This is a genomic window from Occultella aeris (assembly GCF_902703175.1).
GTDB classification, from domain to species: domain Bacteria; phylum Actinomycetota; class Actinomycetes; order Actinomycetales; family Beutenbergiaceae; genus Occultella; species Occultella aeris.
Map to the genome: position 1 here is coordinate 70,061 of NZ_CACRYJ010000014.1, position 21,624 is coordinate 91,684.

The window sequence follows — 21,624 nt, forward strand, 5'->3', positions numbered from 1 at the left end:
GAACGCACCCTACGATCGGAGCCGACATGAGCCCCACCCGCCACCCCGACGACGACCTCCTCGACACCGTGCTGCGAGCATCGGCACCCCCAACACCTGGGGTCGACGCCCGGACGGACCGCGAGCTCGCTGAACTCGTCGCCGACGCCCGCAGGGCCGCACGACCGGGCCGGAGCAGACGGACGAAGCGACATGTCGTGGCGGCGAGCGCGGCGATCCTGTTCGGACTGGCGGGCGCCGGCACGGCCGCGGCGACCGTCAGCGGGGTCGACTGGCTTCCTTGGGCCGAGGATCCGGATGCGATCTTCACGTACACGCTTCCCAGCGGTGCGGTGTGTGAGGAGCGCATCGGAGAGGTCAGCGCCGCGGATGCGCGGATCACCGAGGCGACCCGCGAGTACTTCCGTAACAACGACGTCCTCGCGCTGGTCGACGTCGACGCCATGATCGCCCAGATGCGCACCGAGGACGACACACCCGCGGGTGCCGACGGCGTCGAACTGCCGGCGGCCTACCCGGACGAGCAGCCGATGCCTGCCGACCTGGAGTACTCGCTCGCGTTGCAGCGTGCGGTCGGAGGCCTGGTCTCCGCCGAACTCGAACGGCAAGGTTTCGACCTCGACGCCGCCGAGGTCGGTTGGGGCGGACAGGCCTCGTGCCCGGGCGCGGACTGGTGACCGCTCACGAGCGTGCCGAAGCCGTACTCCAGTACGCACTGACCACCTCGGCACGGGACCTGTTGCGCTACCTCGAGTACCGGATCGGTTCCGACGACGCACCGGACGCCCTGAGCGACGTCCTCCTGACCGCCTGGCGACGCGCCGAGGATCTACCGGACGACGGTCCAGAGGCCAGGCTGTGGCTCTTCGGCATCGCCCGCAACACCGTCCTGAATGCTCGCCGCACCAGCCGGCGGCGGTCGAACCTGACCGAGCATCTGCGCCGGCACACGACCGAGACCGACGCGGAGTCCGCCGACGCCGGCATCGAGGTCCGTGACGCCATCAACCGTCTGGAGCCTGAGCTCGCCGAACTGATCCGAACGGTGCACTGGGACGGTTTCACCGTCGCCGAGGCGGCCCGCCTTCTCGACCTCCCTCCGTCCACGGCGACGAGTCGGTACCAGCGAGCGCGCGAGAAACTCCGGCGGTCGCTCGCGGCGGACGATGGTCCCATCGAGCGGGAGGACTCCGACGGACGGCACACCGGGGATGTCCGCCCAGCCGCCACGAGCACCCCGAGGATCCACGCCGTCAGAGGGGGTCACAAAACGGCGCCCGCCGGGTAGGTTGTGCAGTAGTCATCGCTGCCGCCGTCGGTTCGGAAGGGGCCCGGTCGCGCATGGGCGCCACGAAGAACGTCCTGCGGAGAGTCGCACACACCTCGATCGACCTCGGCACCGGGTCCGTGTCGACGATCACGGGCCGGTTGCCCTACCTCGTGCTGACGCCGACCGACGACCCGGATGTGATCGCCGACCTGGCCGAGGCGCTCGGGCTGCCCGAGGCGGACCGGTTCGAGGCCGAGCGGCCGCCCGTGTTCGCACGCACGGTCAAACCCCGGTTCCGGATCGAGGCCCTGCCGGCGGAGCCGGACGCCGAGGCGCTCGCACTGACCCACGCCAAGCGCGGCCCGGTACTGACATGGCCGGCGGACCTGCGCACCCTCATGGAGGTGACCCGCGGCGGGCAGGCGTTGCTCCTGCTCGGGGTGACGGCGCGTGAGCACGACGAGCCGTTGCACGACTACCTCGCGCGCACCCCGGTGCACTCGGGGTGGATCGACGTGGTCCGCGACCGGGTCACGACCGGCTGATCCGCACCGGCATTTCCAGGAGAGGCACACCAATGACCGAGGACACCTACATCGACACCGGGGCCGCCCCGAGCGGGTCCGGCTGCGTCGAGTGCGACACGGTCGACGGCTGGTGGGTGCACCTGCGCCGATGCGCAGCCTGCGGCCACATCGGCTGCTGCGACACCTCCCCCGGCCAGCACGCCACCGGCCACTTCCGCGAGACCGGGCACGAACTGATGCGCTCGTTCGAGCCGGGCGAGGACTGGTACTGGAACTTCCGCACCGGGTCCACGGTCACCGGTCCGGAACTGGCCCCACCGAACTCGCACCCGGTCGACCAGCCGACGCCCGGGCCGGCCGGCCGCGTCCCAGCGGACTGGCGCGATCACATACACCGCTGATCCGATCCCGCACCGTGCGCCCGGGTCAGTGCTCGTCGGCGACGCAGAACTCGTTTCCCTCCGGATCCCCCAGTACCGTCCAGCCGTCCTGCTGCGCCACCACGCGCGCGCCGAGGTCCACGAGCCGGACCACCTCGGCGCTCCGGTCGCTCGCGGACAGATCGACGTGCACCCGGTTCTTGACCGTCTTGGCCTCCGGGACCTGTTGGAGGAACAGCGTGGGACCCGGTCCGTCGACCGCCACGGTCGGGTCGGTCTCGGGCGTGAGCCCGAGGCCCGCGAGCCGGGCCACCTCGGCGTCGTCGTACGCGCGCACCTCGTAGCCGTCCAGGGCCGCGGCCCAGAACCGGGCCAGCGCCGGCGCGTCCCGGCAGTCGATGACGATCTCCCGCAGCGTGGCCACGGCTTCCTCCCTCGGTCACCGACCCGGGTGAGCCCACCCGGGTCTGCTCACCCGCTGAACGTATGCTCCCCCGCGCCCACCTTGACCGCACCCCGCTTCATCCCGGGCGGGTACACCCGTGCCACCACGCCGGGTGGGACGCTCACGTCGAGGCGCACCACGCCGTCGGGCTGCTTCTGCCATGAGACAGCGATCTCGCCGTATGGACTCAGGTGCCGCGCACCGGCGTGGGTCAGCGGTCCCTCGGTGAGCGGGTCGACCTCGACCTCCCGGTAACCGGGAGCGATCGCGACGAGTCCGGCCACCCGGCGGTGCAGGAAGTTCGCGACCGCCCCGAGCGCGTAGTGGTTGAACGACGTCATCTCGCCGAGGTTGATGGAGCCGTCCGGCAGCATCGAGTCCCACCGCTCCCAGATCGTGGTGGCGCCCATCGTCACCGGGTAGAGCCAGGACGGGTTCTGCGTCTGCAGGAGCATCGCGTAGGCCAGTCCGGTGTGCCCGGCGATCACCAGCGCGTCCAGGATCAGCGGTGTTCCGACGAACCCGGTCGCGACGGTGGCGTCCGCCTCCCGGACCAGGGCCGCCAGCCGCTCCCCGGCCCCCTCGACCTGCTCGCCGCTGCCGAGCAGCGCCCAGCACAGGGCAAGCGCGTACACGGTCTGGCAGTCCGAGGTGACCCGGCCGTCCGGTGCCACGTACGCGTTCTGGAACGCCGCCCGGGCCGTGTCCGCCAGGTCCTCGTACTCCTCGGCCAGGGCGCCCTGGCCGAGCGCCCGGGCGGCCCACGCGACCATCTCGGTGGAGCGCACCAGGTACGCCTGCTGGATCACGTGCGGGTCGGCCTGGGCGGCCGCGGCATCATCCGGCGGGGCCGTGGGGTCGAGCCAGTCGCCGTACTGGAACCCGGTGCGCCAGAGCGCGGCGTCATCGACCTCGGCCCAGAGCCGGTCGACCCAGGCACGCATGGAGGGCAGCTGCCGCCGGAGCAGGTCCAGATCCCCGTACCGCCGGTACAGCACCCATGGCACCATGGTCGCCGCGTCCCCCCAGGCGGTGGCGATGACGTTGTCGTCGCGGAGCACGTCCGGGACGACGACCGGCACCCCACCGTCGGGCCGCTGGTCAGCGGCGAGGTCGCGGAGCCAGGATGACAGGAACCCGTCCACGTCGAACAGGAACGCGGCGGTGCGCGCGAAGACCTGGATGTCCCCGGTCCAGCCGAGCCGCTCGTCACGCTGCGGGCAGTCGGTGGGGACGTCCAGGAAGTTGCCGCGGGTGCCCCACACCACGTTCTCGTGGAGCTGCTCGAGCATCGGTTCGGAGCAGGTGAACCAGCCGGTGCGGGTCAGCTGCGAGCCCACGACGGCGGCGCTGACGTCCTCGAGCCGGAGCTCGTCGACGCCCGTGATCTCGGCGTAGCGGAAGCCGTGGAAGGTCAGCTGCGGTGCGAGCTCGGTCTCCTCCGGGCCGGCGAGGTCGTAGGTGTCCGTCGCCTCCGCCTTCCGCAATGGCCGGGTGCCGAGTTCCCCGTGTTCGAGGACCTCGGCGTGCCGGACGGTGATGCGGTCCCCGGTGGCGTGGCCGCGGACGGTGAGGTTGACCCAGCCGACGAGGTTCTGGCCGAAGTCGACGATCTGCTTGCCTGTCGGGCTGCGGACGATGTCGACGGCCGGCACCACCTGGGTGATCCGTACCGGCGGGCCCTCGGGCGCGACCAGGATCCGCGGGTCCACGTCGAGCTCGTCGACCTCGTCGGCCGCACCGAGCACCCCACGCAGGCGCAGGTCCGTGTGCTGGCCGCCGTACAGGTCGTCGGCGAGCACGTGCGAGGAGTGGGCCCGCCAGCTGCCGTCGGTGCCGACGGTCTCGACTCGGCCGTCGGCGTAGCGCAGCTCGACCTGGGCGAGCAGGGCCAGCCGGTCCCCGTACAGGTCGCGGCGCATGTCCCAGGTGAGCGCACCGCGGTACCACCCGTTGCCGAGGAGCGCGTCGATGTCGTTGCTGCCCTCACGCAGGAGGTCGGTGACGTCATAGCCGTGGAAGCGCAGCCGTTTGTGGTAACTCGTCCAGCCCGGTGTGAGCTCGTCGGCGCCGACCCGGACGCCGTTGATCCGGGCCCGGACCACACCGAGCGCCGAGAGCAGCAGCCGCGCTCCGACGAGCCCCGGTCCCACGGCCACGGTGCCGGCCAGGATCGGGGCCGGGTCACCGAGGCCGGCCAGCTGCCGCGGAGAGATGAACCGAGCCACCCAGTCCTCGGGCGCGAGGGGCGCGACGTGGAAGGTGAGCGATTCGCTCCAGGGCGACCACCCGCCGTCGCCATGGCTGGTGCGCACGCGCACCGAGCCGACCTCACCGGCGGCGAGCGGCTCGTGCGGCCACGCGACCGCGACCTGTTCGGCACCGCCGGCGCCGGTCACCGCGACCGTCACCGGGGCAGCCGAGCCCCGCACGAGTTCCACCTCGTAGCCGTCCTGCGGCCCGGTGCCGGCCGCGTGACGCCACCCCACGCGGGGTGTTGGGGTGCCCAGGCACCCGGCCTGCTCGGTTCGCTCGAGGCGGAGGTCCAGGGGCGCTGACTGGTCGGGGCCGGGCACGGTGATGAGAAACCTCCGGGAAGTGTCGCCGGCCTGACGGCCGACGGATGGGGATGCCCCCTCCTGCCACCACTGACCGTACACGTCACGGCCGAGAACACACGCGTCGATTTTCCGCGCGCCGCAGCCGCGGTCAGGATCGGGCCGGCACCGCGGCGTCCCCCTCCCGACCACCCGCGAACTGGGTGCGGTACAGCTGCGCGTACCGGCCGCCGTCGGCGAGTAGTTCGGCGTGCGTGCCACGCTCGACGATCCGGCCGGACTCGACCACGAGGATCTGGTCGGCGCCGACCACCGTCGAGAGCCGGTGCGCGATCACGAGCGCGGTCCTGCCCTCCAGAGCTGCCCCGAGGGCGGCGCTGACGTCGGCCTCGGACGTGGCGTCCAGGCTCGAGGTCGCCTCGTCCAGGATCACCACCCGTGGCCGGGCGAGCAGCAGCCGGGCGATCGTCAGCCGCTGCCGCTCGCCGCCGGAGAAGCGGTAGCCGCGTTCACCGATCACGGTCTCGAGCCCGTCCGGAAGGCTGGTCACCAGGTCCGCCAGCCGGGCCCGCTCGAGCGCCTGCCACAGGTCGGCGTCAGTGGCCTCCGGCGCCGCGTAGCGCAGATTCTCCGCGACCGAGGCGTGGAACAGGTGCCCGTCCTGGGTGACCATCCCGAGCGCGCCGCGCAGGTCCGCGAAGGCGAGGTCCCGCACGTCCACGCCGCCGAGCCGGACCGCGCCGGAGTCGACGTCGTAGAGCCGCGGCAGCAGCGAGGCGATGGTCGACTTCCCGCTGCCGGAGGACCCGACGAGGGCCACCACCTGCCCGGGCTCAGCCCGGAACGAGATCCCGTGGAGCACCTCGACGCCGCCGCGGCGGTCCAGGGTGGCGACCTCCTCCAGGGAGGCCAGGGACACCTTGTCCGGGCTCGGGTACGCGAACCGTACGTCGTCGAACTCGACGGCCAGTGGCCCGACCGGCAGCGGTGCGGGCTCGGCGGGCTCCTCGATCAGCGGCGGCAGGTCGAGCACCTCGAAGACCCGCTCGAAGCTGACCAGCGCCGTCATCGCATCGACCCGGGCACTCGCCAACGCGGTCAGCGGCCCGTACAGCTGGCCGAGCAGCAGGGCAAGCGTGACCACGGTGCCGGCCTCGAGGGATCCTGCGACAGCCATCCAGCCGCCGAGCCCGTAGACGAGGGCGAGCGCGAGCGCGGAGACGAGGGTCAGCGCGAGCATGAACACGCCCTGTCCCATCGCCGTGCGGACCCCGATCGTGGCGACCCGCCCGGCCCGGGCGCCGAACTCCGCCTCCTCCGCCTCGGGTCGGCCGAACAGTTTCACCAGGGTGGCTCCGGGGGCGGAGAACCGCTCGGTCATCTGGGTGGTCATCGAGGAGTTCAGGTTCGCCCGTTCCTTCTCGAGCTGCGCCAGCCGCCCGCCCATCCGCCGGGCCGGGATCAGGAAGATCGGGAGCAGCACCAGCGCGAGCAGGGTGATCTGCCAGGACAGCCGCAGCATCACGGCGAGCGTGAGGATCAGGGCGATCACGTTCGTGACCACACCGGAGAGCGTGAACGTGAACGCCCGCTGGGCACCGATCACGTCATTGTTGAGCCGGCTCACCAGCGCACCGGTGCGGGTGCGGGTGAAGAAGGCGATCGGCATCCGCTGCACGTGCGAGTACACGGCCCGGCGTAGGTCAAGGATCAGCCCCTCGCCGATCGTCGACGACAGCCAGCGGGAGACCAGGCCCACCGCCGCGCTCACCAGCGCCACTCCGGCGATCGCGACGGCCAGCAGCACCACGGTGCCCGCCGGGCCGTCCGCGATGATGGCGTCGACCACCCGCCCGGCGAGGACGGGCGTCATGACCGTCAGGACCGCGCCGACCACCGACAGCGCGATGAAGCCGATCAGCTTGCGCTTGTGGGGGCGGGCGAAGCCACCGATCCGGCCGAGCGTCGCACGGGTGAAGGTTCGCTTGGGCTGGTCCGTGCGCATCGCCGACTCGAGCGCGCGCCAGTGGCTGAAGTTCATGCTCATCCCCAGAGCATGCGACCTCAACCGCCGTTCAGGTCAACCGTTCCGCCGCCGGCGAACGCCGGCTCGTCAGTCGAAGTCGAAGTCGAAGTCGTCCATACCGTCCAGGAGGCCGCCGAGCACCATCCCGCCGATGACACCACCCAGCAGCCCTCCGGCCCCGGACCCGCCGCGCCGGCCGCCGCGGCCGGGACCACCCCAGTCGTCGCCCCAGCCAGAACCACGGTCGCCCCAGCCCGCCCGCTGCTCGTGCTCGCGCATCTGCGCCACCTCGAGGTCGCGTCGTGCGATCGCTGCCGCGTCCGCGGCGAGGTCCGCTGCCTGCCTGGCCTGGGCAAGGGCAGCCGGCGGATCCTCGACGAGCCCGACGCCGCCGAGCAGTCGTTCCGCCTGGGCGAGCCGGGTCCTGGAATCCGGACCGATGAATCCGGGGTAGTCGGCGATGAGGGTGCGCGCCAGGGCGATCTGACGGTCGGCGTCGGCGTGCGCCGCCTCCAGATGAGCGCGCCGCCGCTCCCTCTCGGGCCGGTTCCGGCGTTCCTGGACGAGCCGGTCCAGCGACTCGTTGGAGGCGCGGAGCCGACTCAGTGTGGTGAACGGGTCGCGCGATGCCTCGCCGGTCGCGGCGGCCGTCACGGCCGCGTCGAGCGCGGCCGCGGCCGCCTCGACCTCTGGGTCCCCAGACGCCGCGAGCAGGTGCCGGGCCTCGGCGAGGTCCGAGCGCGAGTCCGCCAGCACGGCAGTCAGGATGGACTCGGCGTGGACCGCCTCCACCTCGTAGTCCGTGACGGCGTCGAGCAGTTCGTCAGCGCGCCGGACGCTGTCGGAAGCGACCCGGATCGCCTTGGTCGCCTCCTCGCCGCGGCCGGCCGTGTGCCGACGTTCGGCGAGACCCACACTGCGCTCGGTGAACTGCAGGAGCGCCTCCGCCTGGTCGGGGTTGTTCGCGACGGCGACGATCGCCTCCTCGCTGTAGCGGGTCGAGAGGGTCGCGAGTGCGGCGCGTGCCTCCGCGACCCGGCTCGCGACGTCCACCGACTCTGCCCGCAGCCGCGCGATGGCGGTCGGCGCGTCGCGCAGGGCAGCTCGGCGGGTGGCGAACGCCGAGGCGGGGGCGCGGACGAGCCGGTCCACCTCCGCGGTCGTGGCCAGTACCCCGGCCTCGAGCTGCTGACGTTGCTGGGGTGTCTCCGGCTCGTCGTCCAGCAGCAGGCCGTTGAGTCGGAACGCTTCCCGCAGCTGCGTGCGCGCCTGGGTGAGCGCCGCCGCGAGCTCGCGCGTGTCGACCTCGCCGAACTCCGCCGTCGCGTAGCCGAGTTCGTCGTTGCCACGCCGCACGGTCTCGTCGGCCCGGACGAGCGCCTCGGCGACCTCGGGGGTGACCTCCGGCGCTGGGCTCGGCTTCTGACGTCCGAAGATTCCGCCGAACATCGGGCTCCTCACGTGGGTGGACTCCCATTATGCGGGTTGCGCCTGGAACAACACCCACCGCGGGCGGGACACATCCGCCTCCTCGTCAACAGCCCGAGTCACTGCGCAGCCAGTCGCGCGAACGCGCCGCCCGCGCGGATCAGGTCGACGTAGGTGCCCGTCTCCACCACGCGTCCCTCCTCGAGCACGACGATCAGGTCTGCTGCCCGCGCGGTGGCGAGCCGGTGCGTGATCAGCACGACGGTCCCGCCTGCGGCGCCGCGGAGCCGGTCGATGATGCCCTCCTGGGTGAGCGCGTCCTGGTGCGAGGTCGCCTCGTCCAGGACCAGGACCGGGCTGCGCCGCAGCAGCGCCCTGGCCAGCGCGAGTCGCTGGGCCTGTCCGCCGGAGAGCCGCTGGCCGTGTTCGCCGAGGCGCGTCGCCAGGCCGTCCGGCATCGCGTCCAGGTCCGTCGTCAGGCCCGCCGCGGCGCAGGCGGCGGCGAGCTGCTCGGCGCTCGCGTCCGGGCGGCCGAGGACAAGGTTCTCGCGGATGGTGCCGGCCAGCAGCACCGGCCGCTGCTCGAAGACCGTGACCTCCCGCCACAGGTCCGCGAGCGCGAGGTCGCTCAGGTCGACGCCGTCCAGGCGGACCGCGCCGACGTCGGGGTCCCAGACCCGCGTAAGGAGCCGGGCAAGGGTGGACTTCCCGGATCCGGTGGCGCCGACGACGGCCACGAACGACCCGGCCGGCACGTGCAGGTCCACGTCCCGTAGCGCGGGATCCGGCCGGCTCGGGTAGGCAAAGGTCACGTTCTCGAGGTCGAGCGTTCCGCGTACCCGCCCGACGGCGTGGGGCCGGGCCGGGTCGGCGACGGCGGGTGACGTCGTGGTCAGCTCGCGCAGCCTGCGGGCACTGGCCAGCGCGGCAGGCAAGGATCGTGCGAACGCCTCCACGGAGCCGAGCGCCGGGGCGATCGCAGGGACGAGTGCGATCGTCAGCAGGAGCGCTGGCAGTGCCGCCCACCCCGCCGCTGCCGCCCCGAGGGAGCCCGCGGGGATGTCGGTGGCGTCCGCGACGCCGAACGCCCCTTCGGGCCCGAATGCCGCGAGCGCTAGGAGCGCGATCGTGGTCATGGCCTGCCACGCGAGGGTCATCGCCGCACGTCGCCCGAGCACGCCCGCGGTGCCGCGCATCGCCGCCGCGACCGCGCGACCGTGGGCGTCGACCACCCCGGCCCGGTGCTCCACCGCGTCGAAGGAGAGGATCTCGGTGTGCCCACGCAGGTCGTCGCTGACCTCCTGGGCGAGCACGGTACGGCGGTCGACCACCTCGCGCGCGGCCCGACGTGCCCGCCCGGCCCCCACGACGGGTACCGCGATCGCACCGACCCCGACGCCGACGAGTAGGACGAGAGCGGGCAGTGGGCCGGCGACCACCGCGGCCACGGCCACCCCGGCGAGCGGCATCCACACCGCCGTCACGACCGGGGCGATCGTGTGGGCGTAGAACACCTCCAGGCGGTCGATGTCCCGGGTCGCCGCGGACATCAGCCGGCCGGTGCCGTGGGTGTCGGTGATCGCCGGGGCGAGCGGCACGAGCCGGTCGAAGAGTTCGGTGCGCATGCGGCCGAGCAGCCGGAATGCGGCGATGTGGCCGGTGAGCTGCTCGAGGTAGCGGCACAGCGCCTTGACGAACGCGGCGCCCACCATGAGCGCGACGGTGACGGCGACGAGCGGGCCGGGCTCGGCGACCCCGACGGCCAGCCGACCGAGGTTCCAGGCCGGCACCAGGAGCAGTGCGGCGCCCGCGGCGTGGCCGATCATCCGCGCGATGACCGAGGTTCCGAGCAGGCCGGCGGCTGGCCGCGCACCGCGCAGCAACTCCAGCACCACGGCCGGCGTCGACGCGTGCTCACCGTCACGCTCCGGCGCGTGGGCCGGGCCGGCGCCGTCCGCCGTCGCTGCCGCGGGCAGGTTCCCGAGGTGTCCGGCGCTCATGGGCGGGCCGCCAGGTCCTCGCGTGCGGTCGCGGCGGCGTAGTACCCGTCTCGGGCGAGCAGATCCGCCGGCGTTGCCACCTCGAGTGCCCGGCCCTCGGCGAGCACCAGGACCAGGTCCGCTTCCGCGGTCGTGGCGAGCCGGTGGGCGATGATGACGAGAGTGCGCCGGCCGCGCAGGTCCTGCAGGCTCCGGGTCACGAGCGCCTCCGTCCGTCGGTCCAGGTCCGCGGTGGGCTCGTCCAGGACGAGCACGGGCACGTCGGCCAGGAGTGCGCGGGCCAGCCCGACCCGGCGGACCTGGCCACCGGACAGTCCCGGTCCGGCCTCGCCGATCCGGTGGGCCAGTCCTCCCTCGAGCGCGGCCACCTCGGCGTCGAGATGGGCGACGGCCAGTGCGTGCCACAGGTCGTCGTCGCCTGCGTCCGGTCGGGCCAGGCGCAGGTTCTGCGCGATCGTGCCGGTGAACAGGAACGGCTGCTGCGGAACGGTCCGCACCTGGGCGCGCAGTTGGGCGGTGTCCGCCGGCGTGCCGTCGAGGTCGATGCCGCCGACGGTGGCGGGCAGCAGTCCTTGCAACACCATCGCAAGCGTGGTCTTGCCGGCACCCGTCGACCCCACCACGGCGAGCACGCCACCGGCTGGCACGGCCGCGTCCAGCCCACGCAGCACGGGCGTGCCGGCACGGTCGGCGCCGAGTCCGCGCAGGGTCAACGAGACCCCGGACCGCGCGGCTGCCGGGACGGCGCCGTCCTGCTCGTCGCCGGCCTGGCTCGGGCCGGCGCGGCCCAACAGGTCCTCGAGGTCACGCTGGGCGGCCCGTCCGCCCATGCCGATGTAGAACGAGCGACCCATCAGGTCGATCGGTTCGTGGAGCAGCAACGCCAGCCCGAACGTGGCCAGCACATCGCCGAGGCCTAGGGACCCGGCGGCGAACCCGGCCAGCGCCAGGCCGAGCGCCGCAGTGATCATGACCAGGGAGAACAGTGCGTCGTTGACTCCGATCATGAGCTGGCTACGGCGCAGCATCGCGCCGATCTCGCGCTCCAGGCGCGCCGAGGCACCGGCGAGTTCGTCGCGCCCCCGCCCCGTGGCTCCCATCAGTCGTAGCGTGCCGAGCGCCCGCAGCATCTCGTGGAACCTGCCTGCCACCGCCGCGGCGGTGCGGCGGTAGCGGGCGTTCGGACGCCGGAACCGCCGCATGAAGAACGCCACCACGACCGGCACGAGCGCGACGAGCGTCCCCAGGATGAGCGCGATCCGGAGGTCCACCGCCACCGCGATCACCACCAGTACGCCGATCGGCGCGGTGAAGGACGCGAGCGTCGGTGGCAGGAACGACGCCCGGTACCCAGCCACCCGTTCCACTGCGTCGGTCAGGCGGGACACCCCAGCGCCCGTGGCCGGGCGGCCCGGCCCGGCCCCGCCGGTCGGCGCCACCGGCTCCACGCCGTCAGCCGGGGTCGCACGAAGCACCGCCCGCACCGCCCGGCCCCGCCAGGCGACCTCCTGCTCGCCCTGGATGATCGGCGGCTGCGCGGCCGCCAGAGCCGCACACGCCGCTGCCATCGCGGCCAGACCCAGCGCGAGGACGAGGAGGCCGAGCACCTGGGGCGGGGCGGCGCCGTCGGGCATCGTCGCGCGACTACCGACGATCGCGTCCAGCACCGCACCCAGGGTGAGCGCGAGACCGGCGAGGAACCCGGTGCGTGCCCACGTGAGTGCCACCGTCCACCAACCGCGGGCGTCGAGGTCGCGGAGCAGACTCCCCAGCAAGGACACCGCCGGTCAGTTCCCGGTCAGGGCGGGCTGGAGGATCCCGGCGAGCGTGCGCAGGCCGTCGGCCATCCGGATCCCGGCGCTCCCGGAGATCTCGCTGGAGGGCACCAGGTGGACCTGGCCTTCGGCGATCGCCGGGACGCCCGCGAGCGCGTCGGCCTCGAGGATCGCGGTGAACGGGTCGAGCCCGGCGCCGCGGAAGTCCTCGACGAGGATCACGTCCGGTGCGGTGGCGAGGATCATCTCGGCATCCGCGGGCACCGTACCGTGCCAGCCCTGCTCGGCCGCGATCGGGTCGCCGCCGGCGAGCTCGGCGAGCGTGGTCGGCGTGGAGCCGACGCCGGTGATGAGCACCTGGTCCCCGCGCGCCATCAGGGCGAGCACCCGGGGGCGTTCGGTCGTGCCGGCGACGGCGTCGGTCACCTCGGCGACCTCTGCCTCGAACGCGGATGCGGCCGTCTCGGCGGCCTCATCGGCACCGACGGCGGTCCCGATGGTGCGCAGCGACGCGGCGACGGCGTCCGGGCTGGCGAAGTCCGCCGCGGTGAACACCAGAGCCGGCACCCCGGAACCGGCAAGCAGGCCGGCGGCATCCTCCTCGCCGTCGTGTCGCCCGGTCATGAGCACCAGGTCGGGCTCGAGGGTGAGGATCTGTTCAGGGTCGGGGGTGGTGCCCGGCGGCAGCACGGTCTCGACCAGCTCGGCCTCGGCGATCTGGTTGCCCGCTCCCTCGGTCACCGAGCCGGAGGCCACGGCGGCGACGCGCTCGTGCCCCACCAACTGCAGCACGAGGTCCCCGGTCTCGGTGGACAGGGCCACGATCCGCTGCGGCTCGGCCGCGATCGACACGTCCGCCCCGCCGACGGTCACGGTGCGTGGCCAGACGGCGTCGGCATCGGCCGGAGCGTCGGCCAGCGGCGCGCCGGTGGTCGGGTCCAGGTCGACGTCCGGCTCAGTGCCGGCGGCGCAGGAGGCGAGCAGGAGTCCCGCTGCGAGCGAGGCGGCGAGGGTGGCGACGCGGATACGGCGATGGGTCATCAGGAACTCTCTCTGTGCTGGCTGTGCTGTGTTGGTTGGTGGCTGTGCTGGGTCGGTTGGTGGCTGCTGGCTGCAGTGCCCCGGTCAGGCCGCCGGGCCGAGTGCACTGACCCTCGGGGTACCGGTCGCCGGGTCGGTGTCGATCACGGCGCGGACGCCGTAGACCTCGGTCATCAGGTCGGGGGTGAGGACCTCCGCGGGTGACCCGGAGGCGCGCACCCGCCCGGCGTGCAGCACGGTGATGGTGTCGGCGCACCGAGCGGCGAGGTTGAGGTCGTGCAGCACCGCGACCACGGCCGAGCCGTCGCCGGCCAGATCCCGGAGCAGGTTCAGGACCTGGAGCTGATAGGCGACATCGAGGGCGGAGACCGGCTCGTCGAGCAGGTAGGCGCCGGGTGCCTGGGCGAGCTGCTTGGCGATCAGTACCAGTTGGCGCTGCCCACCGGAGAGGGTGGGCGCGCTGCGGTGGGCGAGGTCGGCGACGCCGGCCCGGTCCAACGCACGCGTCACCGCGTCGGCATCGAGTGGGCCGGGCGCGCGCCAGCGCTGCAGGTGCGCGTACCGGCCCATCGCCACCACGTCCCTGACCGTGAAGTCCTGGTCGACGCCGGTGTCCTGCGGGAGGAAACCGACCAGCTGCGCGCGGCGGCGGGCGCCCAGACCGGCGAGCGGGGTGCCGTTAGAGGTGACCGATCCGCCGTCGGGCGTGATCAACTGCGCGAGAACGCGCAGCAGCGTGGACTTGCCCGCCCCGTTCGGGCCGATAAGGGCGTGCACCCGACCCGGTTCCACATCCAGGTCCACGCCGTGCAGGATCGGCGAACCGCCGAGCCGGACGGCGATCCCGCGGGCCGTCAGGCTGCCCGTCATCGGGGCACCGCCGCGGACCGCCGCATCACGAGCGCGAGGAGCACCGGCGCCCCGATGACGGCGGTGACCACGCCGGTCTGCAGGACCACCGGACTGAACAGCAGCCGGGCACCGAGGTCGGCCAGAGCGAGGAACACCGCTCCCACGGCGATCGAGACCGGCAGCAGCCGGCGGTGGTCGGGCCCGATCACCAGGCGCACCAGGTGCGGCACCACGAGCCCGACGAACGAGATCACGCCGGTGACACTCACGCAGGCGGCGGTGATCAGGGCCGCGATGCCCAGCCCGACGTGCCTCACCATGGTCGTGTTCACCCCGGTCGCAGCTGCGGCCTCCTCGGAGAGGACCATGAGGTTGAGCTCGCGGGTCAGGCAGAGCAGGGCGGCCAGGCCGAGCAGCACTGGGACCACGATGAGCAGCACGTCCGCCCAGGTCGCAGCGGTGAGGTCCCCGTTGAGCCAGAACGTGGCGCGCTGGACGTCCTCGGCGTCGGGGGCGTTCGCGATCGCGGCGGCGATTACGGCGCCGAGGAGGGCGTTCAGCGCGATGCCGACCAGGAGCAGGGTGCCGGCCGAACCTGGGCGGGTGATCCCGGCGACACCCTGCACCACGGCGACGGCCGCCAGTGCCCCGGCGAACGCGCCGACCGGCAACGCCCACGGGGTGGCCTGCGCGACGCCGGTGACGATCAGCAGCACCGCCGCGCATGCCGCCCCCGAGGACACGCCGGTGATGCCGGGCTCGGCGAGCGGGTTGCGGAACACAGCCTGCATCACGGCCCCGGCGCACGCGAGCGCGGCACCGGTCAGGGCCGCCAGCAGCACCCGGGGCAGCCGGATCGTGGCAACCAGGCTGGCGTGCACGGGTTCGGCCACGGGTAGGCCGAGACCGATCGCGTCGAAGGCGGGGCGCGCGGGCTCGAGCAGGACGAGCAGCACGGTGCCCGGCGACGTCGCGACCGGCCCGAGCGACGCCGCGACCAGGACCGTGAGCAGGACCAGCCCCGCGAGGCCGGCCACCACCGCGACCCGCGGCACGCGGCGCGGGGCCGCGATGCCGGCTGCTGGCCGCGCGGAAGCGGTGTCCGGGTGTGCGGCCTTGACGGAAGTTGGTCCAGCCGCAGTCGCGGCTGGGTGTTGGAGAAGTCGGGACACGACCGACACCCTAGTCGGTAATGAGACCCGTTCGCACTACGCTGCGGACGGCCAGTCAGCCGCCGAGCTGGAGCAGGACCGCCCCGGCGGCTGCGCATACGATCGCGACGACCTCCCGCCTCCAGAGATGTTCACCCAGCATGAACCGCGCAATGAGCACACCCCAGACCACGCTGGTCTCGCGGACGGCCGAGACCAGGGCGAGCGGGGCGTACGCCTGTGCCCAGACCACGATGCCGTAGGAGGTCACCGACATCAGACCGCCGAACAGACCCATCCGCACGTTGCCGCGGAGCCGCTCGCGCCGGCCCGGCCCCATCTGCCACGCCGACAGGCCGGCGAGGAGCGGCCCTAGCACCGCGAACATCCAGCAGATGTAGGGAAGTGGCTCGGCCGTCATCCGCACGCCCACGCCGTCGAGCAGGCTGTAGGCGGCGATGACGAGTCCGGTGAGCAGCGCCAGCCCGAGGCCGGTGCCAGGCCGCGGCAACCCGCGCGAGAGCGCCAGCGTGGCAAGGGCGAACACCAACAGTGCCAGGCCCAGCCACGCCACGGTCGACAGGCGCTCGTGCAGGAACAGCACCGCGACGGCCGTCACCACGACCGGGGAGGTCCCGCGCGCGATCGGATAGAGCCGGCTCATCTGCCCGAGCGAGTACGCCCGGGTCAGCAGCACCATGTAGACGCACTGCAGCACCGCGGAGAACACCAGGAACGGCCAGCTCGCCGGATCGGGGAGCCCGAGTGTCGCGGTCGCGACCACCGCGCCGACCACGCCGCTGACGGCGATCGCCGAGCCGAAGAGGAAGGTCGCCACCCACCGGTCGCCGATCGACTTGGCGACGGCGTTCCACACCGCGTGCAGGGCCGCGGTCGCCAGCACCACCAGCAGGACCGTGCTGCTGTTCGTCATGAGAACATCGTCGGCGCCGTCACCGGGTCCCGAACGGCCGGCCGATGAATGCCGGCGAGGTGGGCGTGGCCCCGAGCACCGCCAACGTGTGGGCCGCGACGTCGGCGTGCTCCAAAGGGCGCGGGCCCGCCGTCGACAGCCCGGGACCGGAGGCCGCGATCCAGGCGGTGCGTTCGACCTCGGTGTCGCCGCCATGGCCGCCGTCGTCGACGTGGCCGTGGTCGGTGACGACGATGACGGTCCAGTCCTCGCCGGCACGGCCGGCGCAGGCGGCGAGTAGGCGGCCCAGGTGGAGGTCGGCCGCGGCGATGGCATCGCGATACTCCGGTCCGACCCCGCGCAGGTGCGCGACCTCGTCGGGCGCGCCCAGGTACGCGACCACCAGAGACCCGCCGTCGGCGGCGTGAGCCGTGAGGTGGGCGACGGCCTGGCCGGTCATCTCGGCGTCGACGGCGAGCCACGCCTCGCAGGTGTGCGCGGGCGGGCTGGCCGGCGACCAGCCGCCGTCGGCGAACAGTGGGCCGCCGGAGTCGTTCGTGACCAGCGGTGACCAGCCGGCGCCGACCCACGTGGCGACGTCGGGGCGCTGGCGGTGCACGAGGCTCACGACGTCGGGGGGTTCGGCGTAGCGGTTGCTGCTGAAGTCGTTGTCGACCACGCCGTGGTCCGGGGTGAGGACACCGGTGAAGATGGTCGACCACCCCGGTCCGGAGATCGTCGGCCCGGCGTCGTTGACGCGCAGCGGCCGAAGGAACCCGGCCGCTTCGAGCGCGTCCAGATGCGGGGTCGCGACCTCTCCGAGGGTGTCGTAGCGCACGCCGTCGATGCCCACGACGAGGACATGGTCTTCGGTCATGCGGCCAGCGTCCCAGAACCGATCGTCGGCCCGTGAGGCGGGTCCGCCCCCCGGACCGCTGGCCGGCGACCTCAGCCGGCGAAGGTGTATGCGATCCGCCCCGCGGTGCCGTGGGGTACTCGGAGCATGTGGGCCCGACGGCGGCCGTCGGCGAAGTAGGTCCGCTGCGTCGGGGTGAGGCTCACCTCGACGGCGGTGCCCCAGTCGATCACGAGGCTCACCTCGCCGCGGGTCAGGGTGGCCGACGTGGCGACGGCGGTGGCTGCGGTCCCGTACTCGGCGCGGGTCCCGTCCGACCAGCGCAGGTCGTCCGACGCCATCAGAACGAGCGGGATCTGCTCGACGGCGTCCATCGTGGCGGTGATCTCGCGGACCAGGCCGTCGTCGGTGAGCAGGGCGGCGCCGCTGATGTTGCCGCCGGTGGTGGTCCAGGCGATGCCGAGGTCCCCGACGTCGGAGACGTCGGTGACGACGTGACCGTCTGCGACGGGGCCGTCATAGAACGTCGGGGCGAGATTTGAGGCGCCATCGGTGCCACCGTTCGGGAGCACGCTCGCCCAGCACTCGGTGTTCGAGCTCTGACCGCCGTGCACGAACACGCCGCCCCGCGGGTGCCAGAGCAGCCCGAACCCGGCCCGGACCACCTCGTTCGGGCGGGTGCCGAAGAACGCCTGCACGTAGTGGCTCGGGCGGCGTACGAACAGGTAGTACTGCTCCTGGGGATCGGTACGCAGCTCGGTGAACCGGCGGCGCCGCACCGGCGGCATCTGCGCGAGCGCGAGGTCCTTGGCGCGCCGGCTCGGGTAGTGCTCGCCGTAGCCGATGTTCGCCGGGATCCGCGGGTTGACGGCTCCCGGTACGAGTGCGGGCACCGGTTCGTCCGCCGCCGCCCAGTCGGCCCGGATCCGGTCCCGGTCCTGCGCCGTGGTGTAGAACGGCCGCAGCGCCGGCACCCGCTCGGAGAGCACCGAACCAAGGTCCCGCTGCTGGAAGTCGGTGGTGGCGTCGTCCAGGAAGTACATCGGCGTCCGGGCCGCACCGGACGCGAACGAGACCAGTCCGGAGCCGTCGGGCTCGGGCACGTTCGCGTAGCCGAGCCAGTCCGCGAGCCGGCGCACCAGGGGCAGCAGCACCGGATACCCGAGAGCCTCATGGATCTCGATGACCTCGCTGAGCGTCACGTTGAGGTTGTAGGCGATGTCCATCCCACGTGGCTCGTAGAGGAATCCGGCGGGGCTCTGCCCGTGGTCGGCGAGGTAGGTGACCCGATCGCTCAGCAGTTCCGAGAGCCGCGGGTCCGGGTCGAGCGCGAGGGCCTTCGCCGAGCCGGCCAGCCCGGCCATCGGCTGGTTCACGAACTCCACCCGTTCCGGCTGCCAGATGCCGGTGTTGGCCGGGTCGAGGAACCAGGTCATCGCGGCATGCAGCGCCGCGGTGATCGAGGCCCGTCGCTGCGGGAGCAGGTCCGCGGACCGCAGGTGCTCGAGCGTCTTGCTCAGGTAGCCGAGGGCGAACGCCGTGGCCGCCCGGGAGCGTTCCTGCGGTTCGTACTCGGGCCAGGACCCGTCGTCGTGCTGGAGCCGCAGGTAGTAGTCCAGCGACGCGTCCAGGCGGGCCAGCAGCGCCGGATCCCCGCGGTAGGGGTTCCAGGTCCGCTCGGTGGTGACGAACCAGGCGAGCACGTAGACGAGCTCGCTGATGCGAGCGTTGAACGGCTCGGCCGGGCTGCGCCACCAGCCCCCGCGGATGAAGCCGCGCAGCTGCGTGTCGGAGTCGTCGACATCGTTGGCGATGTCCGCGAGCGTGACCAGGAACGTCGCGAAGCGCTGTTCGGCGGGCTCGAACGCACTCCGGTCGGGCCGGCCTGCCTCCAGTGGTGGCACCGGCGCGAGCGGTCCGACCGAGGACGGTGCGCCGTGGGCGGGCAACGCGAAGGGGATCCCTGCTAGCGCCGAGCCTGCGGCCGCACCGATCGTGGCGAGGCCGCCGAGCAGCACGGCACGGCGTGGCGGGTGGGCGAGGGGAAAGGTCGACATCGACTGTCCTTCCGGGAACGGCATGAATGGGAAATGCGTCGGCGCATCGGCGTTGACACGATTCAAACGTAGCCGCTACCGTCAGGATGCGCCACAGTGTCGCACATGCTTCGATAATGTCGAACGCACCAACTTCGACGAGGAGGTCCGGAGATGACCACCGACGACACCGCGACCGCGCCCGGCGCCGGCGCCCAACGCAGCTCGATCCAGGTCATCGACCGCACGGTCGCGCTGTTGCACGCCCTGGCCGGCGCCGGACCGGGCGGACTCGCCCTCAAGGACCTGACGGCCGCCGTCGGGCTCCGTCCCTCGACGGGACGCACCCTGCTCAGCGCCCTCGTCACCCACGGCCTGGCACGCCAGTCCGAGCCGGAGCGGCGCTACCTGCTCGGCCCGACGTTCTTCGAGCTGAACCGGTCCTACGTGGAGCAGTCCGACCTGGCCTCCGTGGCCGCGCCGGTGCTCCGGGAGCTGTGGCTCGCCACGGACGAGACCGTGCACCTGTCCGTGCTCAAGGACGCCAGGCGCGTCGACCTCTCGGTGCTGGTCAGCCAGCAGTTGCTGAACATCAACCCCACCGTCGCCCGCTTCACCGACGACAACGCCGTCCCCCCGTTCCGCACCGCCGCCGGGAAGATCCTGTTCGCCGGGCAGAGCGCCCCGAGGCGGGCGGCGATGCTCGACGGGGCTCCGTGGCGGGCGGCCGTGGACCGGACACCCGCGGAGCTGGACGAGCTCGTCGAGCAGGTGCTGGCCCAGGGGTATGCGACCAACTACGAGGAGGAGGAACCGGGCGTGTGCGGCGTCGCTGCACCGGTCCGTGACCACACCGGGCGCACGGTCGCCGCCCTGTGCGTCGGCTACCCCTCCGTACGGCACTCGCCGCTGCACGCAGAGGCGCTGCGCACCGCCGTCGTCGAGTCCGCGACCGCACTCTCGGCGCTCCTGGGCGCCGCACCGATTACTGGGGAGCAGGCATCATGACCGAGCACTACGACGTCGTCGTCGTCGGAGGCGGGCCCGCGGGCTGCCCCGCCGCGATCCAGGCCGCGCGCCTGGGTGCCCGCACCCTGCTGGTCGAGAAGAACGGCGCGCTCGGCGGCACCACCACGGTGGCCGGCGTGGCGCTGCCGGGGCTGTTCCACGCGTGGGGCCGGCAGATCATCGCGGGAATCGGCTGGGACATGGTGCGCCGCTCCGTCGAGCTCACCGGGCGCGACCTCCCGGACTTCACCCAGTGGCAGCTGCCCCACTACAAGCTCCAGGTCCCGGTCAGCCCGGCGATCTACGCGTCGGTGATCGACGAGACCGTAGTGGCCTCCGGCGCGGAACTGCTGCTGCACACCATGGTCGCCGCGGTGCGCCCGAGCTCGGCCGGCTGGGACGTGACCCTGTGCACCAAGGAAGGGCTGATCGACCTCAGCACCACCATGCTCGTGGACGCGACCGGTGACGCGGACGTGGTCGCCCACGCCGGCCTGGCCCGGCACGCGAACGCCGACCGGCAGCCGGGCACCATCATGGTGCGCTTCGGCGGCTACGACCCGGCCACCCTCGACTACGAGGTGTTGGACGCGGCCTACGAGCGTGCGGTGGCCGCCGGCGAACTGGTGCCCGGCGATCTCCAGCTCTTCACGAAGCCGATGCGCAAGTTCCTGCGCAACCACGGCGAGAACGCGATCCACGTGCCCGGGATCGAGGGTGGTACGTCCGCCGCGAAGACGGCCGCCGAGCTCGCCGGGCGCCGCACCTTGATGCGCGTCCACAACTTCCTTCGGGCGCTGCCCGGGCTCGAGGGCCTCACCGTGGACCGGTGGGCGATCGAGACCGGGGTCCGTGAGACGTACACGATCGACGGGCTGACCCGGGTCACCGCGGTCGACTACACGAGCGGCCGGGTCTGGGACGACGCGGTGAGCTTCAGCTTCTACCCGATCGACGTGCACTCTCACGACGGAGACGGTATCGACATCCGGCCGTTGACGTTCGGCACCTTCCCGACGATCCCCCGGGGCGCGATGATCCCGCGCGGCAGCACGAACCTGGTCGTCGCCGGCCGGGCCATCGCCGGCGATCAGGAAGCCAACTCCGCCTACCGGGTGCAGGCCTCCTGCATGGCGATGGGTCAGGCCGCCGGCGCCATCACCGCGCTCGCGGCGCGCACCGGATCAGCCGCGGCGGACGTGCCCATCGAGGACGTCCGCGCGGCGCTGCGCACCCACGGCGCCATCGTGCCCGGCGACCCCGACGCACCCCGTACCGAGCCCGAGCCGGACCCGACGCGCTCGACGCACCACCCGTCCGAACCGGCCGCGACCGGTCATCAACGCAACGCCTGACCC

18 protein-coding genes are annotated in these 21,624 nt (G+C 72.9%); 6 read left to right on the forward strand and 12 right to left on the reverse strand.

Features of this window, described 5'->3' with window-relative positions; translation table 11 throughout:
- Positions 1–26 precede the first annotated feature (26 nt).
- From HALOF300_RS04025 to HALOF300_RS04040, 4 genes are read left to right on the forward strand one after another with little or no spacing between them, the layout of a single operon-like run.
- A complete protein-coding gene (locus tag HALOF300_RS04025; RefSeq protein ID WP_156739520.1) occupies positions 27–677 on the forward strand; it encodes a hypothetical protein in 651 nt (216 codons plus the stop codon).
- A complete protein-coding gene (locus tag HALOF300_RS04030) occupies positions 674–1,288 on the forward strand; it encodes an RNA polymerase sigma factor (protein ID WP_156739522.1) in 615 nt (204 codons plus the stop codon). The genes HALOF300_RS04025 and HALOF300_RS04030 overlap by 4 nt, the downstream gene beginning before the upstream one ends.
- A gap of 53 nt (positions 1,289–1,341) precedes the next feature.
- The gene (locus HALOF300_RS04035) at positions 1,342–1,815 is read left to right on the forward strand and encodes a hypothetical protein (protein ID WP_156739524.1); all 474 of its coding nucleotides are present in this window, start codon (positions 1,342–1,344) and stop codon (positions 1,813–1,815) included.
- A gap of 32 nt (positions 1,816–1,847) precedes the next feature.
- Complete coding sequence (locus HALOF300_RS04040) at positions 1,848–2,198, forward strand: UBP-type zinc finger domain-containing protein (RefSeq protein ID WP_156739526.1); 351 nt, start codon at positions 1,848–1,850, stop codon at positions 2,196–2,198.
- A 25-nt stretch (positions 2,199–2,223) separates the two neighbouring features.
- Here HALOF300_RS04040 and HALOF300_RS04045 read toward each other — a convergent pair whose 3' ends face one another.
- From HALOF300_RS04045 to HALOF300_RS04100, 12 genes are all read right to left on the reverse strand, one after another.
- Complete coding sequence (locus tag HALOF300_RS04045; protein ID WP_156739528.1) at positions 2,224–2,601, reverse strand: VOC family protein; 378 nt, start codon at positions 2,599–2,601, stop codon at positions 2,224–2,226.
- A 47-nt stretch (positions 2,602–2,648) separates the two neighbouring features.
- A complete protein-coding gene (locus HALOF300_RS04050) occupies positions 2,649–5,198 on the reverse strand; it encodes an alpha-L-rhamnosidase (RefSeq protein WP_231955002.1) in 2,550 nt (849 codons plus the stop codon).
- Positions 5,199–5,331: 133 nt separating this feature from the next.
- Positions 5,332–7,227 carry an ABC transporter ATP-binding protein gene (locus HALOF300_RS04055; RefSeq protein ID WP_197522293.1) on the reverse strand — a complete coding sequence of 632 codons (1,896 nt, stop codon included), beginning with the start codon at positions 7,225–7,227 and terminating at the stop codon, positions 5,332–5,334.
- A 66-nt stretch (positions 7,228–7,293) separates the two neighbouring features.
- On the reverse strand, positions 7,294–8,655 hold the full coding sequence (locus HALOF300_RS04060) for a hypothetical protein (RefSeq protein WP_156739530.1): 1,362 nt from the start codon (positions 8,653–8,655) through the stop codon (positions 7,294–7,296).
- A gap of 98 nt (positions 8,656–8,753) precedes the next feature.
- The gene (locus tag HALOF300_RS04065) at positions 8,754–10,634 is read right to left on the reverse strand and encodes an amino acid ABC transporter ATP-binding/permease protein (protein ID WP_156739532.1); all 1,881 of its coding nucleotides are present in this window, start codon (positions 10,632–10,634) and stop codon (positions 8,754–8,756) included.
- Positions 10,631–12,415: an ATP-binding cassette domain-containing protein gene (locus HALOF300_RS04070; RefSeq protein WP_156739534.1), complete on the reverse strand. Its 1,785-nt coding sequence runs from the start codon at positions 12,413–12,415 to the stop codon at positions 10,631–10,633. The genes HALOF300_RS04065 and HALOF300_RS04070 overlap by 4 nt, the downstream gene beginning before the upstream one ends.
- A 6-nt stretch (positions 12,416–12,421) precedes the next feature.
- Positions 12,422–13,450 carry an ABC transporter substrate-binding protein gene (locus tag HALOF300_RS04075; RefSeq protein ID WP_156739536.1) on the reverse strand — a complete coding sequence of 343 codons (1,029 nt, stop codon included), beginning with the start codon at positions 13,448–13,450 and terminating at the stop codon, positions 12,422–12,424.
- Positions 13,451–13,534: 84 nt separating this feature from the next.
- Positions 13,535–14,320 carry an ABC transporter ATP-binding protein gene (locus tag HALOF300_RS04080; RefSeq protein ID WP_156739538.1) on the reverse strand — a complete coding sequence of 262 codons (786 nt, stop codon included), beginning with the start codon at positions 14,318–14,320 and terminating at the stop codon, positions 13,535–13,537.
- Entirely contained in the window at positions 14,317–15,474 is a 1,158-nt protein-coding gene (locus tag HALOF300_RS04085; protein WP_231955003.1) for a FecCD family ABC transporter permease, read from the reverse strand. The genes HALOF300_RS04080 and HALOF300_RS04085 overlap by 4 nt, the downstream gene beginning before the upstream one ends.
- A 55-nt stretch (positions 15,475–15,529) precedes the next feature.
- A complete protein-coding gene (locus tag HALOF300_RS04090) occupies positions 15,530–16,387 on the reverse strand; it encodes an EamA family transporter (protein WP_156739539.1) in 858 nt (285 codons plus the stop codon).
- Positions 16,388–16,406: 19 nt separating this feature from the next.
- Positions 16,407–17,243, reverse strand: a complete 837-nt coding sequence (locus tag HALOF300_RS04095) for an alkaline phosphatase family protein (protein ID WP_156739541.1) — start codon at positions 17,241–17,243, stop codon at positions 16,407–16,409.
- Positions 17,244–17,314: 71 nt separating this feature from the next.
- The gene (locus HALOF300_RS04100) at positions 17,315–19,279 is read right to left on the reverse strand and encodes a hypothetical protein (RefSeq protein WP_156739543.1); all 1,965 of its coding nucleotides are present in this window, start codon (positions 19,277–19,279) and stop codon (positions 17,315–17,317) included.
- A gap of 153 nt (positions 19,280–19,432) precedes the next feature.
- Between HALOF300_RS04100 and HALOF300_RS04105 the strand changes: the two genes are divergently transcribed.
- On the forward strand, positions 19,433–20,266 hold the full coding sequence (locus HALOF300_RS04105) for an IclR family transcriptional regulator (RefSeq protein WP_156739545.1): 834 nt from the start codon (positions 19,433–19,435) through the stop codon (positions 20,264–20,266).
- On the forward strand, positions 20,263–21,621 hold the full coding sequence (locus HALOF300_RS04110) for an FAD-dependent oxidoreductase (RefSeq protein ID WP_156739547.1): 1,359 nt from the start codon (positions 20,263–20,265) through the stop codon (positions 21,619–21,621). The genes HALOF300_RS04105 and HALOF300_RS04110 overlap by 4 nt, the downstream gene beginning before the upstream one ends.
- Positions 21,622–21,624: the final 3 nt, after the last annotated feature.